Origin of the sequence: Pseudomonas sp. NFPP28 (assembly GCF_900115535.1) — a bacterium.
GTDB classification, from domain to species: domain Bacteria; phylum Pseudomonadota; class Gammaproteobacteria; order Pseudomonadales; family Pseudomonadaceae; genus Aquipseudomonas; species Aquipseudomonas extremorientalis.
Genome location: NZ_FOWT01000006.1, coordinates 387,555 through 405,343 on the forward strand (window position 1 = coordinate 387,555; position 17,789 = coordinate 405,343).

At 63.2% G+C, this 17,789-nt stretch carries 15 protein-coding genes and 2 pseudogenes; 12 read left to right on the forward strand and 5 right to left on the reverse strand.

Annotation, left to right across the window (positions count from 1 at the left end; translation table 11 throughout):
- Window positions 1–54: 54 nt before the first annotated feature.
- The 7 genes from BM110_RS18255 (at window position 55) to BM110_RS18285 (ending at window position 8,716) form a co-directional block, all read left to right on the forward strand.
- The gene (locus tag BM110_RS18255; protein WP_092247015.1) at window positions 55–564 is read left to right on the forward strand and encodes a sigma-70 family RNA polymerase sigma factor; all 510 of its coding nucleotides are present in this window, start codon (window positions 55–57) and stop codon (window positions 562–564) included.
- Window positions 561–1,505, forward strand: coding sequence for a FecR domain-containing protein (locus BM110_RS18260; RefSeq protein WP_093513933.1), 945 nt, complete (start codon window positions 561–563; stop codon window positions 1,503–1,505). The genes BM110_RS18255 and BM110_RS18260 overlap by 4 nt, the downstream gene beginning before the upstream one ends.
- Before the next feature lie 115 nt (window positions 1,506–1,620).
- Window positions 1,621–4,257, forward strand: a complete 2,637-nt coding sequence (locus BM110_RS18265) for a TonB-dependent receptor plug domain-containing protein (protein WP_093513934.1) — start codon at window positions 1,621–1,623, stop codon at window positions 4,255–4,257.
- A 31-nt stretch (window positions 4,258–4,288) separates the two neighbouring features.
- Entirely contained in the window at window positions 4,289–5,302 is a 1,014-nt protein-coding gene (locus BM110_RS18270) for an ABC transporter substrate-binding protein (RefSeq protein ID WP_092247024.1), read from the forward strand.
- Entirely contained in the window at window positions 5,302–6,228 is a 927-nt protein-coding gene (locus tag BM110_RS18275; protein ID WP_092247027.1) for an aliphatic sulfonate ABC transporter substrate-binding protein, read from the forward strand. The genes BM110_RS18270 and BM110_RS18275 overlap by 1 nt, the downstream gene beginning before the upstream one ends.
- 56 nt (window positions 6,229–6,284) lie before the next feature.
- Complete coding sequence (locus BM110_RS18280; protein ID WP_093513935.1) at window positions 6,285–7,289, forward strand: ornithine cyclodeaminase family protein; 1,005 nt, start codon at window positions 6,285–6,287, stop codon at window positions 7,287–7,289.
- Window positions 7,286–8,716 (forward strand): aromatic amino acid lyase, encoded by a 1,431-nt coding sequence (locus tag BM110_RS18285; protein WP_093513936.1) that lies wholly within the window; start codon window positions 7,286–7,288, stop codon window positions 8,714–8,716. Before BM110_RS18280 ends, BM110_RS18285 begins: the two co-directional genes overlap by 4 nt.
- Here BM110_RS18285 and gstA read toward each other — a convergent pair.
- Window positions 8,656–9,258, reverse strand: a complete 603-nt coding sequence (gene gstA / locus BM110_RS18290) for a glutathione transferase GstA (protein WP_093513937.1) — start codon at window positions 9,256–9,258, stop codon at window positions 8,656–8,658. The genes BM110_RS18285 and gstA overlap by 61 nt on opposite strands.
- Window positions 9,259–9,354: 96 nt before the next feature.
- Here gstA and BM110_RS18295 point away from each other — a divergent pair, with 96 nt between their 5' ends.
- The 3 genes and pseudogenes from BM110_RS18295 to BM110_RS30230 form a co-directional block, all read left to right on the forward strand.
- On the forward strand, window positions 9,355–10,224 hold the full coding sequence (locus BM110_RS18295; RefSeq protein ID WP_092247039.1) for a LysR family transcriptional regulator: 870 nt from the start codon (window positions 9,355–9,357) through the stop codon (window positions 10,222–10,224).
- A 150-nt stretch (window positions 10,225–10,374) separates the two neighbouring features.
- Window positions 10,375–11,151, forward strand: a pseudogene (locus BM110_RS30225) (PAS domain-containing protein); the annotation flags it as partial.
- A gap of 132 nt (window positions 11,152–11,283) precedes the next feature.
- A pseudogene (locus tag BM110_RS30230) lies at window positions 11,284–11,694 on the forward strand (methyl-accepting chemotaxis protein); the annotation flags it as partial.
- Window positions 11,695–11,733: 39 nt separating this feature from the next.
- Here BM110_RS30230 and BM110_RS18305 read toward each other — a convergent pair.
- The 4 genes from BM110_RS18305 to BM110_RS18320 form a co-directional block, all read right to left on the reverse strand.
- Complete coding sequence (locus tag BM110_RS18305) at window positions 11,734–12,231, reverse strand: hypothetical protein (protein WP_071489477.1); 498 nt, start codon at window positions 12,229–12,231, stop codon at window positions 11,734–11,736.
- 133 nt (window positions 12,232–12,364) lie between these two features.
- The gene (locus BM110_RS18310; RefSeq protein ID WP_092247044.1) at window positions 12,365–13,774 is read right to left on the reverse strand and encodes an MFS transporter; all 1,410 of its coding nucleotides are present in this window, start codon (window positions 13,772–13,774) and stop codon (window positions 12,365–12,367) included.
- 77 nt (window positions 13,775–13,851) lie between these two features.
- Window positions 13,852–14,484, reverse strand: a complete 633-nt coding sequence (locus tag BM110_RS18315) for a glutathione S-transferase family protein (protein ID WP_092247047.1) — start codon at window positions 14,482–14,484, stop codon at window positions 13,852–13,854.
- 82 nt (window positions 14,485–14,566) lie between these two features.
- Window positions 14,567–15,598 (reverse strand): HTH-type transcriptional regulator GntR, encoded by a 1,032-nt coding sequence (locus BM110_RS18320; RefSeq protein ID WP_175507960.1) that lies wholly within the window; start codon window positions 15,596–15,598, stop codon window positions 14,567–14,569.
- A gap of 211 nt (window positions 15,599–15,809) precedes the next feature.
- Between BM110_RS18320 and BM110_RS18325 the strand changes: the two genes are divergently transcribed.
- Both BM110_RS18325 and BM110_RS18330 read left to right on the forward strand, forming a co-directional pair.
- Window positions 15,810–16,343: a gluconokinase gene (locus BM110_RS18325; RefSeq protein WP_071489482.1), complete on the forward strand. Its 534-nt coding sequence runs from the start codon at window positions 15,810–15,812 to the stop codon at window positions 16,341–16,343.
- Window positions 16,344–16,427: 84 nt separating this feature from the next.
- A complete protein-coding gene (locus BM110_RS18330; RefSeq protein ID WP_058423189.1) occupies window positions 16,428–17,780 on the forward strand; it encodes a GntP family permease in 1,353 nt (450 codons plus the stop codon).
- Window positions 17,781–17,789 lie beyond the last annotated feature (9 nt).

The window sequence follows — 17,789 nt, forward strand, 5'->3', positions numbered from 1 at the left end:
ATCGCTCCACCGGAACACCGGACATAACGTGCAACCCTCTCAAATGGAGCCACTATGTCCGGCGCCGACACTTCTCACAGCGATTACGTGGGCGGATTGTTCCGCAGTCATTACGACTGGCTGTGCAGCCGTTTGCACCGCCACCTTGATTCCCGCGCCCACGCCGAAGACATTGCCGCCGACACCTTCGTCCAGCTCCTGAGTGCGCCGGGTGTGGTGCCGATCCGCCAGCCCCGCGCCTTGCTCACTACGATCGCCCAGCGCCTGATGTACCAGCTGTGGCGTCGCCGTGACCTGGAACGTGCCTACCTCGATGCCCTCGACAACGATGCGACGTCTACCGCGCCATCCCCGGAAGAGCTGGCACAAATGCTCGAAGCCCTGCACGCCATCGACCAGCTGCTCGACGGCTTGCCGGCCAAGGTCAAGGCGACCTTTTTGCTTTCGCAACTCAATGGCCTGACCTACCCGGAAATCGCCGCCGAGCTGGGGATTTCCCAGCGCTCGGTCAGCGACTACATGACCCGCGCCTTCAACCGTTGCCTGCGGCTGTGCCTGGAATGAACGACGACCTGATCAACGACGCCACGCGCTGGTACGTGCTGCTGCGTTCCGGCCAGGCCACGGCGGGCGACTGGCAGCGCTACCAACTCTGGCGTGCCGCCGACCCACGCCATGACGCGTTGTGCCGGCAGTTGGAAACGCGCCTCGGCGTGTTCCAGATTCCCCAGGCACAAGGGGTCAGCGGCCAACTGTTGCAGCAGGCATTGGACGCACCGTCCAGCCGTCGCCAGGTGTTACAGGTCGCGCTGGTCGGTGCTGGTGTGGCTGCTGGCGCGACTTGGTTGGCCAAGCCGCTGGGTGTGCCGTTGGCGGACCTCACGGCGGATATCCGCACCGGCACCGGCGAGCGCCGCACCGTCACGTTGGACGACGGCAGCGAGCTGTCGCTCAACGCGCAAAGCGCGGCGGATATTCAGTTCGACCCACAACGGCGCCTGGTGCGCCTGCGCGAAGGCGAGTTGCTGGCCAAGGTGGCTGGCGATCGCATTCGGCCTTTTATGATCCAGACCGACCAGGCGCGTTTGCGTGCCTATGGCAACCGCCTCCTGGTGCGCGAGCGGGCAGGGCAGGGCCAGGTCGTCGCGCTGAACGGCGCGGTGGAAATCGACAGCCAGAACGGCGAGCGCCTGCAACTTGCCGCCGGCCATGAGGTGCACTATGACCGTGCCGGTTTCGGCCCGGTGCAGGCCAGCTCCTCCGGAGCCACGGCCTGGGTCGACGGCTTCCTGCAAGTGCGCGACCGCCCGCTGTCTGAAGTCATCGAGGCGCTGCGGCCTTACCACAATGGCGTGTTGCGCCTGGACCCCTCCGTGGCGGGCCTGCGTGTCAGCGGCCTGTACCGCTTGGACAACCCCCAGCAAATCCTCGATACCCTGGCGCGCACCTTGCCGATCCACATCACTCGCCGCACCGGTCTGTGGGTGAACGTCAATGCCGCGTGACCTTGGTTCTATCGACATAACCAAACGATCTGCAAGTTTTCCCCCGGCCGTGCCACATCACTCCCGTAAGCGCTGCGGGGAGCAGCGTTCTCGAGTTTCCTTGGGGGGAGCCAAAGTGAGTCAGTTCAACCGTGTGCCGCGTCGAACCTTTGCCCTGGTGCCGTTGGCCAGTCTGTTTTTCTCGTTCGCCGCCAGTGCCGAAGAGGCGCGCCAGACCTATCACATTGCCCCTGGCCCGTTGGATGAAGTACTGCTCGATATCAGCCGGCAAAGCGGCCAAGTGATCTCGTTCACGCCACAGTTGGCAAACTATTCTTCGTCCAGCGTAGACGGTTCGCTGTCGGCGCAACAGGCCGTCGACGCCGCACTGAAGGGCACCGGCCTGCACGTCCAGGTCAGCCCGGACGGCGCGTTCATCATCAAGGAAAGCGCGAGCAACAACGCCATCCGCAACGTCAAGGCCCAGACCAGCGCCGCCCAGGCCCCGACCCTGGACCGCGTGGTCGCCATCGGCACCCGGCGCAGTGACGCCACGGCCCTCACCAGCGCCGCGCCGGTGGATGTGATCAACGCCGAAGAACTCAAGCAGACCGGCGCCACCAGCCTCAACCAGGCTTTGTTCCAACTGCTGCCGTCGTTCAACTTTCCGCAGAACCAGAGCGCCACCCGTGGCCAGAACCCCAAGGGCGCTTCCCTGCGCGGGCTGGCCCCGGACCAGACGCTGGTGCTGATCAACGGCAAGCGCCGCCATGCTTCGGCGGTGGTGAACATCTCCGGTGGCGTACCGTTCATTGGCGCGCAGCCGGTGGACCTGGACATGATCCCCATCAGCAGCATCGACCACGTCGAAGTGCTGCGCGATGGCGCCTCGGCGCAATACGGTTCGGATGCGGTGGCGGGCGTGGTCAACATCGTGCTCAAGGAGCGTGACAGCGGCGGCCAGGTCAACACCCAGCTGGGCAAATACGCCCAGGGCGACGGCTTCAGCAAGACCACCGATGGCTGGTACGGCCTGGGCTTGCCGGGGGATGGTTTCCTCACGCTGAGCTTCAACACCCTCAACAACAAACCCACCGACATTGGCGACAAATATGTCGCCGACGGCCAACTGCAAGACCCCCGCTGGGGCGGTGCCGGGCGCGATAAATTCAACCTGGCGGCGAATGCCGAAATCGGCTTGAACGACCAGTGGCGGCTCTACAGTTTCGCCACCTTCGGCCAGGACAAGTCGGTGAACAACACGCCGCCGCTGCTGGCCAACAACCCGAACAACGTGCCGGGCATCTACCCCAACGGCACCATTCCCAAGTACCGCTACCGCTATGAAGACGGTGCGCTGACCGTCGGCACCCGCTACGAAGACGAGACCCTCGGCCGCTTCGACCTCAGTGCCACCTATGGGCGCGACCAGCACGATGAACTGGCCTTCAACACGGTCAACCCCAGCTACGGCTTGAACAGCCCGACCAAGTTCGACGTGGCCACCCTGGTCAACGAGCAGACCAACCTCGGCCTGGATTACGCCAAGGATCTGGACGTCAACTGGTCGAGCCATCCGCTGACCGTCTCGGCGGGCATTGCCTACCGCCATGAGCAATATCGGCTGGAAGAGGGCGACTACGAGTCTTACTCCTTTGGCGGCATCAACGGCGTGCAGGTCGGTGCGGTGCAAGCCTCCGGGCTCACGCCGGATGACGCCGGCACCTACAAGCGTGATGTCGGCGGTGTGTACTTCGGCCTCGAACATCAGCTCACCGATAAATTCCAGATCGGCCTGGCCGGGCGTACCGAGCACTACTCGGACTTCGGTTCGGCCACCACCGGCAAGCTCTCGGCGCGTTATGACTTCACCCCGCAGGTGGGCCTGCGCGCCACGGTGAACAACTCCTTCCGCGCACCGACCCTGGGCCAGATCGGCACGTCGTGGACCACCACCACCAACGTCGACATCAACGGCAACCCGGTGTTGACGCGCATGCTGCCCGCCGACAACCCGGCCGCCCGTGCCCTGGGCGCCGAGCCGCTCAAGCCCGAGAAGTCCACCAACTACTCCCTGGGCCTGGTGCTGCGGCCGGTCGAAAACGCGTCCCTGACCGTTGACGCTTACCAGATTTCGATCCGTGACCGCCTGCTCTACAGCGGCGGCATTTCCGGGCCGCGCGCCGAACAGATCCTGCAGCAGGCCGGGTTTGGCCAGTACACCTGGGCGCAGTTCATGACCAATGCGGCCAATACGCGCACGCGGGGTGTCGACATCGTCGGCAAGTACAACCTGGACCTGGCGCAGTACGGCGCATTGAGCCTGTCGGCCGGTTACACCAGGGCGCGCACCACGATTGAGAAGGTCCACGAGAACCCCAACGGGTTCGACATCCTCACCCGCGAAGCCCGTGGTTTCCTCGAACACGGTTACCCCGAAGACAAGCTGGTGCTCGGCGCCACCCACCGCATCGGCGCCTGGACCATCGCCCTCAGCGAAACCCGCTACGGCGAGTACCGCAAATACGCCGCCAGCGCAGCCAACGCCCAGTACGACCAGACCTTCGCCGCGCAATGGAACACCGACCTGGACGTGAACTACGCGTTCACCCAGCAACTGCGCCTGTCGATCGGCGCCAACAACCTGTTCGACAGCAAACCCGACGACTTCAACACCCGCCTGCGCCAGACCCCGGGCCAGCAGTACAGCTACCTGTCGCCGTCGGCGCCGGAAGGGGCGTTCTACTACACGCGGCTCAGTTATGACTTTTAACGAACATCACCGCACAACTATGAGGTTGCCGATGAAGCATCTGAAGAAACTCCTGGGCGGCGGCCTGCTGGCCCTGAGCCTGCTGTCCCCAACCGTCCACGCCACCGAAGCCGTCAAACCCATCCACTTCGGTGACATCACCTGGGAAAGCGGCAGCCTGATCACCGAGGTGCTGCGCCTGATCGTCGAGAAGGGCTACGGCTTGCCCACCGACACCCTGCCCGGCAGCACCGTGAGCCTGGAAGCCGCCCTGGCCAAGGACGATATCCAGGTGATCGGCGAAGAGTGGGCCGGGCGCAGTCCGGCGTGGGTCAAGGCGGAAAACGAGGGCAAGGTGTTCGGCCTGGGCGACACGGTCAAAGGCGCTACCGAAGGCTGGTGGGTGCCGGAGTTCGTGATCAAGGGCGATGCGGCGCGCGGTATCAAGCCCCTGGCGCCGGACCTGAAGTCGGTGGCCGACCTGCCGCGCTACAAGGATGTGTTCCGCGACCCCGAAGATCCGAGCCGTGGGCGCTTCCTCAACAGCCCCACCGGCTGGACCTCGGAGATCGTCAACAGCCAGAAACTCAAGGCCTACAAACTCACTGACAGCTTCGTCAACTTCCGCACCGGCTCCGGCGCGGCGCTGGATGCCGAAGTGGCCTCGTCGATCCGCCGTGGCAAGCCGGTGTTGTTCTACTACTGGTCGCCAACGCCGCTGCTGGGCCGGTTCAAGCTGGTCAAGCTGGAAGAGCCGCCGTTCAACGCTGATGCCTGGAAGACCCTGTCCGACGCGAAAAACCCCAACCCCATCGGCACCCGCTCGATGCCGGCACGCCTGGCGATTGGTGTGTCGGCGCCGTTCAAGGCGCAGTACCCGCAACTGGTGAGTGTGTTTGAAAAGGTCGACCTGCCGATTGATCTGCTCAACGGCATTCTCGGCGACATGAGCGAGAAACGCACGCCGCCCCGCCAGGTGGCTGAGGCGTTCCTCAAGGACCATCCAGACGTCTGGCAACAATGGGTGCCGGCGGATGTCGCGGCCAAGGTCAAGGGAGCGCTCTGATGCTTAAAGTCTTCGCTGCAGCCGTACTTTCGTTGATCGCCGGTCACGTGCTGGCGGCCGAGCCCTCCACCTTGCGCATCGGTTACCAGAAAAGCTCGGTGAGCATGGTGTTGGCCCGTGAGCACAAACTCTTCGAAGCGGCGCTGCCCGGCACCCAGGTGCAGTGGATCGAATTCCTCGGTGGCCCGCCGCTGATCGAAGCGCTGAATGGCGGCAGCCTGGACATCGGCAATATCGGCGACATCCCGCCGATCTTTGCCCAGGCCGCCGGCATCGACTTGCAATACTTCGCCGTCGAGCCCAATGAGGGCAAGACCGAAGCGGTGCTGGTGCCCAAGGCCAGTCCGGTGCAGAGCGTGGCTGAACTGAAGGGCAAGCGCGTGGCGCTGCTCAAGGGCTCCAGCGCGCACAACCTGTTCCTCAAAAGCCTGCTGCGCGCCGGCTTGCAATGGAAGGACGTGAACGTGGTGTACCTGTCGCCGTCCGATGGTCGTGCTGCGTTCGAGCAAGGCAAAGTCGATGCCTGGGTGGTGTGGGACCCGTACTACTCCGCCGCCGTGGTCGACGGCTCCGCCCGTGTGCTGGGTGACGGCCAGGGCCTCAACCCGGCCGGCAGTTTCTTTGTGGTCAGCAGCCCGTTTGCCAAGCAGTACCCGCAGTCCATCGGCACGATCATCCAGACCCTGGGCAAGGCGCAGCGCCTGTCCCTCGACAAGCCCGAAGAAAGCATCGCACTGATGGCCAAGACCCTGGGCCTGCAACCGGCGGTGGTGAAAAGCTACTTCGAACACCGCTCGCCCGCGCCGATCCGGCCGCTGCAAGCCTCGGACGTCGCGACCCAGCAACGCACAGCGGACCTGTTCTTCGCCAACGGCCTGATCCCGAAAAAGGTCGACGTGCAGCAAGCCGTCTTCAAGGCGCCATGAATGTGTGGTGAGCGGGCTTGCCACAACCACAAAAGCCCTTAATCAGTGAGCAGACCATGCAACCGATCTACATCGATTTTCTCAACGGCCTCGACATCGACGAACTGGGTCTCTCCAACGATGAAATCCTTAGCGCCATCGAAGCCAGCCTGGCGATCCAGGGCCGTGGCGAGGCGGTGATCGAGCCGCGTACCCACCTGATTCCCGGTGGCGAGATCAACGGCCACTTCAACGTGCTGCGCGGTGTGCTTGGCGGCGCTATCGGTTATGCCGGGGTCAAGGTGGTTGGGGATTTTGTCGACAACTATCGCAAGGGCCTGCCCTCGGAACTGGCGATTCTCAACCTGCTGGACCCGGCCACCGGGATTCCCAGGGCCATCCTGGATGCCTCGGCGATCACCGATATGCGCACCGGCGCGGTCACGGCCATCGGCGCCAAATACCTGGCCCGACCCGACAGTAAAGTGCTGGCGCATATCGGCGCGCGCGGCACGGCCTACTGGAACGTGCGCCTGCTGGATCACCTGTTCGACTTCGACGAAATCCGCGTGCACTCGCGCCGCAGTGAAAGCCGCGAGGCCTTTGCCGAACGCCTGCGCCGGGACCTGGGCAAGCCGGTGATCGTCACCGGCGATTGGGAATCCGCCGTGCGTGGTGCCGACATCGTCGTCGAGGCCTCGCGCCTGGACCAGCCCGAACCGCTGCTGCGCACCGAGTGGATCAAACCCGGCGCCTTCGTGGTGCCCTACGGCACCATGAGCGCGGTGGAACTGTCGCTCACCGACATCATGAGCAAGTTGGTGGTGGATGATTGGGGCCAGTGCAAGGGCGGTCTGTTCGGTTCGTTGCGTGCCCATGTCGATGCAGGAAAACTCAGCGCCGAGACCCTGCATGCCGAGTTGGGCCAGATCGTGGCCGGCTTGAAGAATGGCCGGGAAACCCCCGAGGAAACCATCCTGTTCTGGCATCGCGGGCTGAGCCTCAGTGATATCGCATTGGGCCATGCGCTGCTGGAAAAATCCAGGCGCCTGGGCATCGGCCAGCGGTTGCGCTGGGCATGATTCACTTCGATCCCCAAGGCTTGGTGCTGGCGGATTTGCTGGCGATTGCGCGGCAGGATATACCGGCGGATATCAGTCAATCGGCACGTCAACGTATCGACGAAGGCCATCGGCTGCTGGTGAAACTGGCGGCTGACGGCACGCCGATCTATGGCGTCAACACCGGCCTTGGCGCGGCGGTGGATACGCCGGTGGCGCCGGTGCAGGCGAGCATTCCGTTGGGGCGTGCGGTGGGGGTGGGGCGCCTTGCCAATCGCCAGGAGTTGCGCGCCATCACCGCGGCGCGCCTGGCCGGGTTGGCCCAGGGTCGCTCGGGGATTTCACCGGCAGCGGCGCAGGCATTGCTGGACCTGCTCAACTCGGGCGTCGAGCCCGAGGTGCCGTTGCTGGGTTCCCTGGGCGAAAGCGACCTGGCGCCATTGTCGCACCTGAGCCTGGCGCTGACGGTGCCTTTGACCGGTAAGGATGGCTTGGCGCTGGTCTCGGCGAATGCCGCCAGCGTTGGGCTCGGTGCGTTGCTGGTGGCTGAGGCGCAGCAGGCGTTGGAGGCTGTGCTCGCGGCGCTGGCGTTGTCGTGTGAAGGCTACCGCGCCAATCTCAGTGCGTTCCAGCCATGGGCCTCACGCCTGCGCCCGGCCCCGGGGCAAACCGAGCAATCGGCGGCGCTGTTGCGCTTGCTGGCGGGGGGCGAGTTGGCGGACAGCCCACGTCGCCTGCAAGACCCACTGAGCTTTCGCTGCGCCACGGTGGTCCAGGGCGCGGCGCAGCAGGCGTTGCACCAGTTGCATGAGCTGATCGAACTGGAACTGCGCAGCGGCGCGGACAATCCGGCATTGATCAGCGAGGAAGCGCTGGTGTTGGCCACGGCGAATTTCGACAGCACGCATCTGGCACTCGCCGCAGAAGGGCTGGGCCTGGCGCTGAATCGAGTGGCGGCGTGCAGTGCAGAACGCATCGCCAAGTTGCTCTCGCCTGGGTCCAGTGACTTGCCGCGCTTCCTGATCACTCAACCGGGTCATGTCGGCATGGCCGCGTTGCAGCGCACCAGTTCGGCGCTGGTCGCGGAAATCGGACACTTGGCCAATCCGCTGCCGGCGGTGAGCGTGCCGGTGGCGGATCGTGTCGAAGACTATGCGGGGCAGGCCTTGGCGGTGGTCGACAAAACCCGGCGGTTGGTCGAGCGGGTCGTGTGGCTGGCCAGCATCGAGCTGATCGTCGCGGCGCAGGCGGTGGACCTGCGGGGTGCGTTGCGATTGGGGCAGGGCTCCGGGCAGATCCATGCCGAGGTGCGCAGCCAGGTGGCGCACCTGGATCAGGATCGCTCGGGCTCGGTGGATGTGTTGGCGCTGAGCCGCTTCATCTCAACTCATGGGTTTTCAGCGGCCAATGCGGCAACCACCGCAGGTCGCTCATCCACGCGTTGCTGAAACGCCGCCAGCGCCGGCCACCGGCCCAGGTCAATTGCGTGAAACGCGGCCCAGCGCAGCACCACGAACAGGTAGGCATCCGCCACCGAGTAGTGCGACCCCAACAGGTAATCCTGGCGCTCCAGCGTTTGCACCAGCACCGCGAAACGCTTGAAGAGTGTGGCCTCGAACAGCGCGCGCACGTCGCCCTGGATCGCGTCGTTGAAGAACACCGCCAGGCCGCCATGAATCTCGGTGGCGATAAAATTCAGCCATTCCTGCAAACGCACCCGCTCCCAGCTGCCATTGGCAGGGGCCAGGCCGGCGGCGGGTTTCAGGTCGGCGAGGTATTGCAGGATCGCGCTGGCTTCGGTCAGTACCTGGCCGTTGTCCAGTTTCAGGGCGGCGACGTAGCCCTTGGGGTTGATCTGCAGGAAGTCCTCGCCCTCGGCAGTGGTCTTGGCCTGGTTATCGACCAGCACCAGGTCGAACGGCAACGCCAATTCGCGCAACACGATATGCGGGGCGAGGGAACAGGCGTGAGGGAAGAAATACAGTTTCATCTGGGGCAGCTCCGTTGAATTTGCGCCAGTCTCGCGGGCGTGGCACCGTGCGTAAAATTAAACCTTCAGACCCCTGCCATAAGGACAGCTACTGCCATGATGAACCTGATGCACTGGCGCCTGCTGGTGGCCGTGGCCGATCACGGCAGCATCACCGCCGCCGCCGAGCGGGTAGGCATGACCCAGTCCGCTGCCAGCCAGGCCATGGCCGGCATGGAGGCGACGCTGGGCGCGCAACTGTTCACCCGTGAACCGCGCAAGACCTTGCCTACGGCGTTGGGCTTGAGTGTGATCGAACAGGCGCGGGTGATGCTCGGTGCCTTGCAGGCGATCCGCAGCACCGTGGACGAAGCCAGGCCCATGCTGCGGGGGACGATTCGCATCGCCAGTTTCCCGAGGGTGCTGGCGACGTTTCTGACACCCGCGTTGCAGCGTTTTGCGCAGCTCTATCCCGGCATCGAGGTCACCACCCTGGATGTCACCGACAACGAAGTACTCACCCTGCTCGACACCGGCCTCATCGACCTGGGCGTGGTGCTCAACCCCGCGCCCGAGCGCAATGCCACCGTGTTGGGCCGTGACTTATGGATGGCCGTGCTGCCAGCGAACCATGCCCTGGCGCAACGCCCGGCTGATGCGTGTGTGTCGCTTGAGGAGTTACTGGAGCAGCCTTTCGTACTGGCCACCGGTGGCTGTACCGCCAATGCCCGCAGCCTGGGGGCCGCAGCGGGGCTGACCCTGCGGGATATCCGCGTGGAAGTGCGCGAATGGAACAGTGCCTTCAGCCTGGTGCGCGAGGGGGTTGGCGTTACGCTGGTGCCGGAAATGGCCCTGCCCATCCAGCGTAAGGGGCTGCGGGTGATGGCACTGAAGGTGCCGCTGCACCGTGAGTTTGCCTTGGTCGGTACGCCAAATCGTCCACCTTCAGCCGCCGCCCGTGCATTGTTAGAAATGCTGGCTCAATAGTGGCTTGCAGAGTGCCAAGCCCTGTCTATGCTCATCCAGAACCGTTGATGACGCTTGGTATATAAAGCGATTTGGATGGTTTGCGACTGTATTCGATCCGTGAATGGAATGCGCCCCGCCAGGCGCTGGTAATTGAAGGGTGATCCGAACATGTTCAACCTCCACCACAAATCCGACCTGCAGCAAATCGAACGTTTCTCCTGCGCCCTGTCCGAATCCAACGCCAAGCTCGCCGCCATCAGCCGTTCCATGGCCATGATCGAATTCGACCCTGGCGGCGTGATCCTCGACGCCAACGACAACTTCTGCAAAACCATGGGCTACAGCGTTGAAGACATCCGTGGCAAACACCACCGCATCTTTTGCGACGAGGCTTACACCCACACCGACGCCTACGCCAAGCTATGGCACGACCTGGCGCGGGGCGAGGCGCTCAGTGGCACCTTCATGCGCTTGAACAAGCACGGCCAGGAAGTGTGGCTCGAAGCCAGCTACATGCCGGTGCTGGACAAGGACAATCACGTGCAGAGCGTGATCAAGGTCGCTTCGGATATTTCCGCGCGGGTTCACCATGAACATGAAAACCAGAGCCTGATCGATGCCATTAGCCGTTCCATGGCGGTAATCGAGTTCACTCCCCAGGGCCAGATCCTCAACGCCAACGAAAACTTCCTGAAAACCGTGCAGTACTCCCTGGATGAAATCGTCGGCCAGCACCACAGCCTGTTCTGCCATCGCCGTGACGTCGAGTCGCCAGCCTACAAGGCGTTCTGGGCGTCCCTGAACCGCGGCGAGTACCACTCGCACCGTTTCGAGCGCAAAGACAAATACGGCAAGACATTGTTCCTGGAGGCGTCCTACAACCCGATCTTCGACGCCAGCGGGCGCCTGTACAAAGTGGTGAAGTTCGCCAGCGACATTACCGACCAGGTCACCACCCTGCGCAACGCCGCCGACTCGGCTCACGCGACGTCAGTGCAAAACGATGTCTGCGCGCGCAAGGGCTCGGAGGTGGTGCAGCAGACCGTGCAGATCATTGAAGAAATTTCCAACGACCTGAACCAGGCGGCGCAGAGCATTGATGCGGTGAACAAGCAATCGGACATCATCGGCAGCATCGTGCAGACCATCCGCAGTATTGCCGAACAGACCAATATGCTCGCGCTCAATGCGGCGATTGAAGCGGCGCGGGCGGGCGAGCATGGGCGCGGCTTTGCGGTGGTGGCCGATGAAGTGCGCAGCCTCGCGGCACGTACCAGCCAGGCGACGGTGGAGATTGTCGATGTGGTGCGCAAGAACCACGACCTGTCGCTGAGCGCGGTGTTGAGCATGCAGTCGAGCTTGAGCCGCACGGGGCTGGGGGTGGAACTGGCGAATGAGGCGGGGCAGGTGATCCTGGAAATCCAGGAAGGGTCACGGCATGTGGTGGATGCGATCGGGCAGTTCAACTCGACATTGCAACTGCAATAGCCTGCAGGAGCGCGTTCGCTCCCGCAGGGGCGGATGGCGTCAGATCGCAGCCAGGGTTTCTTTGACTGTCTGCGCCTGCGGCTCAGCGGTTTTCGCCGCTACTTGCTGTTCTTGCTGCTGCTTCAGGCGTTCAGCCACCTGCTTGGAAATTGCGTCCTGCTTTTCCTGGGACATGTTCTGCACATCCGCCTCGGTCAAACCCTGCTCCTTGAGCAATTGCTCGCGGATACGCTCGGCCGGGGATTTGCTCATGTAGTCCGTGAATTCGGCACGTGCGCCGGAGGTGGCGCTGGTAGCCGGCACATCCGAGGTCGCCGCGCTGGTCTGCAACTGCACACGGGTCTTGGCGAAGGCTTCGTCGATGCGGTCGGCGGCCTTGTCCAGTTCCTTCTGCGCGGCCGGCACGGTCACGCTTTGCTGCGCGGCCTGCAGGGCACCGCTGTACAGCGCGCTGGCGGCGGCGTTGGCGGGGTCCATGTCGGGCCGTTTGATCTGTTGAACGGTCGACACGGCTTGGGTGTTGTTGTTAACCAGCATGATCGGTCACCTGTGGAAATGTGCGGTGCCACAGGTGGAGCAAATAGCGTGCCGGGCGTGAAGTGCCCGGTTTTATTGGGGATGGCGTGGCCTGCGCGGCAAGGGTTGTCCTGCCGGCGGCCAGCCGTTGCCGTCAATGGGCGATGTGTTCCAGCGCCAGGTTCCGCGTACGCGGCCCGAACCAACTGATGGTGATCATCACGATCAGCATGCTGCTTGCAATGAACGCCAACACTCCAGGCGTGCCGAGATGCTCGAGGATAAAACCAATCAACAAGCTGCTGAACACCGTGGACAAACGGCTGAACGAGTAACAGAAACCCACCGCCCGTGCGCGAATGTTGGTGGGGAACAGTTCGCTCTGATAGGAGTGGTAGCTGAAGCTCAGCCAGGCGTTGCAGAAGGTGATCATCACCCCGCAGATCACCAGACCCACCGCCGTGGTTTGCAGGGCGAACAGGCTGCCGAAGATCATCGCGCCCAGCGCCGATCCGACGATTTGCCATTTGTTTTCAAAGCGATTGGCGACCTTCACGAACAGCAGCGGCCCCAACGGGTAGGCGAGGGTGATGATGAAGGCGTAGAGCAAACTGTGGGTCACGCTGACGCCCTGGCCGGACAGCAACGCCGGCAACCAATTGCCGAAGCCGAAGAAGCCGATGGCCTGGAACACATGAAACACGATCAGCATCAACGCGCGGCGGCGGTACGGCGGTTGCCAGATATCGGCAAAGCGGCCACTGCCTTGCACGCTGACGGCTTGCGGCTCGGGTTCGTCCAGCGGTTTGCCGTGGTCTTTCTGGCAGCGTGCTTCCAGGTTGTCCATGATCGTCCCCGCTTCTGCGAAGCGGCCCTTTTGCGCAAGCCAGCGCGGTGACTCTGGCAGGCGCTTGCGCAGTTGCCAGATAAACAGCGCAAACACCGCACTGCTCAGCACCACCCAGCGCCAGCCCGACACGCCGAATGGCGCTTGCGGCACCAACCACCACGACATCAATGCCACCGCCGGCACCGACAGGAACTGGATGAAAAACGCAAAGGCAAACGCCGAGCTGCGCATGCGCTTGGGCACCAGTTCCGAGAGGTAGGCGTCGATGGTCACCAGTTCGATACCCAGGCCGATCCCCACCAGGAAACGCATGCCGATGATGCCCAGCGCTGACGTTTGAAGCCCCATCAACACGGTAGCGACGGTGTACCAGATCAACGCAAAGGTGAAGATCGCCCGGCGCCCGAAGCGGTCGGCGATGGGGCTTAGCAGGCTGGCGCCAAGGAACAGACCGAGAAAGGTCGCCGAGGCGAAGGCGGCCTGATCCGAGAAGCCGAACACACCCTCGCTGCCGGTGTGGAAAATCCCGTCGCTGATCAGGCCGGGGCTGATGTAGGCGGTCTGGAACAGGTCATACAGCTCGAAAAAACCACCGATGGACAGCAGCGCGACCAGGCGCCAGACGGTGGCGACGGCGGGCAGGCGGTCAATGCGTGCGCTGATGTGGGCGGCGCGGATCGGGTCGATGCCGTCGGTGCTAGAGAGTACGGGCATGGGAAAACTCAATAAGTGATCGGAATCTCGACTGTTTGAAACGCGCCATCCTGGGGATGCTTTCTCTCGCAGCGTGCTCAGTTATGGCCGTCGAGGGCAAAGGTTTTGAAGCCGGAGCGCTGGCTGAGGCGCTGGTAATACGCTTGCACCGCAGGATAGTCGGGATGCGCCAGTGGGGCGTTGCGCCAGCGGTGCACCGAGAGGCCGATGAGGATGTCGGCCAGGGTGAACTCATCGCCCGCGACGTAGGCGTCGGTCTTGAGCAACTGCTGTTCGAGCAGGCCCATCTTGTCATTCCACGCTTGCACGCCAGCCTGGATGCGCTGCGGGTCCTGGTAGTCCGGGTTCTGGCGCACCAGCGCATGGAACGCATAGCCCCACGACGGATTGAGTTCGGTGGCTTGCCAGTCCATCCATTGCTCGACGCGCGCCCGTGGCGCGGGTTCGGCGGGGAGCAGGTCGTGGCGTTGGTAGAGGCCGACGAGGTAGCGGCAGATGGTGTTGGACTCCCACAGCACGCCGTGGTCGTCGATCAGCACCGGCACCTGGGCGTTGGGGTTCAGGGCGAGGAACTCAGCGGATTGAGTGGGCTTGAAGCCGATGCCCCAGTCTTCGCGCTGGTAGTCGATGCCCAGTTCCTGGCAGGTCCAGAGTACTTTGCGCACGTTGATGGAAGAGGTGCGGCCCAAGATTTTCAGTGAGTGTCCCATGGTGCTTCCCTGGCATTTGGAGAAGGCTCAATCTAGCAGGGGTGATAGCAATGTGGGAGGGGGGTTGCCCCTACCACATGGGTCAAGTGCTTTCCCGTATCTGCAATTCAAAGCCCATATCCACCACCGGCTTGGCGATCTTGCTGCCTGCCATGATCGTCAGCAGATGCTCCGCCGCCCGCCGACCAATCGCTTCCCTTGGTGTACTGATACTGCTCAGGCGCGGCACCATGAACGACGACGCCGGTAAATCGTTGAAGCCCAGCACAGCCACGCGCTCCGGCACCTTGATGCCATGGCGCATGGCCTCCAGCAGGGCGCCCTGGGCCAGGTCGTCGTTGCCGAAAAAGATCGCATCCACGTCCGGATGGGTTGCCAGCAACTGCAGGAACAATTCACCTCCCAGGCCGACTGAGGAAGGGCGCGGCGTCAGCAGTTCCAGCGCCGGGTCGTACTGGCCGGCCTGTTGCAGCGCCCGGCGGAAACCTTCACCGCGCAACAGCGTGCGTTGGTCCAGTTGCGCGCCGATATACGCCAGGCGCTTGCGCCCACGGGACAGCAAGTGCGCCGCCGCCGTCTCACCCGCCGCCAGTTGCGAGAAGCCCACGCAGTTCACCCCGGCGTTGGGGTCCAGGTCCATCATGTACACGCAAGGCACATTGCTGGCCTCGACCATTCGTCGGGCGCTTTCGGTGCGATCAAAGCCGGTCAGCAACAAACCCCGTGGCTGATAGGCCATGTAGTTGCGCAACAGGTTTTCTTCTTCGTCGCGGGAATAGTGGGAATTGCCGATCAGCACTTCGAAGCCCTTGGGCCGCAGAACCTGGTGGATGGCTTCGAGGGTTTCGATAAACAGCAGGTTGGACAACGACGGCACCAACACCACCACCGAATGGCTCTGGGCCGAGGCCAGGGCGCGGGCGGCGGGGTTGACCACATAGTTCAGTTCGGCGGCGGCCTGCTGTACTTTCTCCACCAGCTCGGTGGCGACGGTACTGATGCCGCGCAGGGCGCGGGAGGCGGTAATCGGGCTGACGCCGGCCAGGCGGGCGACTTCGTTAAGGGTCGGGCGACCCGTGGTGCGCATTTTTTTATCGTTCTTGGAGGTCATCAGGCGGCTTGCCAAACAAAAATCGAGGCACTAAGGTAGCGCTGTCTCCAAGTAGCTGCAAATGCTTGAACGCTGGGTTGCCTGATCCGGTTCAAATGATTGGAGAGGATGCACGCGTCACTCCATAAAAATGACAAGACGGCGCGGGAAAGCCTGTTTTTGCACTAGCCTTACAGCGTGCAAAGGTAGCGCTATCTGCGTCCTGAGGTGTTTCATGAGTCAACCTGTTACCGCCCTGGTCATCATGGGTGTCGCCGGCTGTGGCAAGACCAGTGTCAGCGAGGCCCTGTGCCGCCTGAACGGCGCCACCGCGATCGAAGGCGACAGCTTTCACCCCGCCGCCAACATCGAAAAGATGAGCGCCGGCCACCCCCTCAACGACGACGACCGCGCCGGCTGGCTCGACATCCTGTGCGATGAACTGCGCCGTTCGCTCAAGGCGGGCGAGCATCCCGTGCTCACCTGTTCCGCCCTCAAGAAGAAATACCGCGACCACCTGCGCGAAGCCGCCCCGGGCCTGGGTTTTGTGTTCCTGGAACTGACCCGTGAGGTGGCCGCCGACCGTGTGTCCCATCGCCCCGGGCATTTCATGCCGGCCAGCCTCATAGACAGCCAGTTCGCTACCCTTGAATCGCCCAAGGGCGAGCCGCTGACCCTGGCCCTCAATGCCAGCGAAGACAGCGTCGAGCAGTTGGCCGAGCAGACCAATGCCTGGTGGCTGCAACACGGCTTTGAACCAACCCATTGATTTTTTGCCGGAAAAGATAGCGCTGTCCCCGGCAGGAAATTCAACACCCGCTTTAATAACAACAACAAACAGGAGAGACCCCCCATGTTTGGCATGTCCCACGAGTCCTACCTGCTGCTAGACGCAGTGGTTACCATCATCGGGTTGATCGTTCTGATCACCAAGTTCAAGGTGCACCCGTTCATTGCACTGATCATCGCGGCCGGCTTCCTCGGCCTGACCTCGGGCATGCCCGTGGACAAGATCATCAAGGCGTTCCAGGACGGCTTCGGCGGAGTGCTCGGCTTTGTCGGCATCATCCTCGCGCTGGGTACGATGCTCGGCAAGATGATGGCCGAATCCGGCGGTGCCGATCAGATCGCCCAGACCCTGATCCGCGCCTTCGGCAAAGAGAAGGTCCAGTGGGCCATGATGTTCGCCGCGTTCCTGGTGGGCATCCCGCTGTTCTTCGAGATCGGCTTCGTGCTGCTGATCCCGCTGGTATTCATCGTCGCGCGCCGTACCGGTGTGTCGCTGATCAAGATCGGCATCCCGTTGCTGGCCGGCCTGTCGGCGGTACACGGCCTGGTGCCACCCCACCCGGGCCCGCTGCTGGCCATCGGCGTGTTTGGCGCGGACATCGGCAAGACCATTCTCTACGGCCTGATCGTCGCACTGCCGACAGCGATCATTGCCGGCCCGATCTTCGGTACGTTCATCGCCAAGTACATCCCGGGCAACCCGTCCCAGGAACTAGTCGATCAACTGGCCCGCGAGCCTGAGAACAAAGACCTGCCGAGCTTCGGCATTACCCTGGTCACCGTGCTGCTGCCGGTGTTCCTGATGCTGCTGAAAACCTTCGCCGACATCGCGTTTGCCGAAGGCAACGTGGTACGCAACTGGATGGACATGATCGGTCACCCGATCACCGCCTTGCTGCTGGCGTTGCTGCTGTCGCTGTACACCTTTGGCCATCGCCAGGGCATCCACTCCAAGCAGATCCTCAAGCTGCTCGACGCCAGCCTCGCGCCGACCGCCGCGATCATCCTGATCATCGGTGCCGGTGGTGGCTTCAAGCAGATGCTGGTGACCAGCGGCGTGGGCGATGTGATCGGCCACATGGCGGTGAACGCGCAGATCAACCCGATCCTGCTGGCGTGGCTGGTGGCGGCGGTGATCCGTGTGGCGACCGGTTCGGCTACCGTCGCGACCATTACCGGCGCGGGCATCGTGGTGCCGGTGGTGGGGATGATTCCGGGGGTTAACCGTGAGCTGCTGGTGCTGGCGACGGGGGCGGGCTCGTTGATCCTGTCTCACGTCAACGATGCGGGGTTCTGGCTGGTGAAGCAGTACTTCAACATGACCGTGGCCGAGACGTTCAAGACGTGGACGGCGATGGAGACCATTCTGTCGGTGGTCGCGCTGATCTTCATCATGCTGCTGTCGTTGGTGGTCTAAGCCACACCG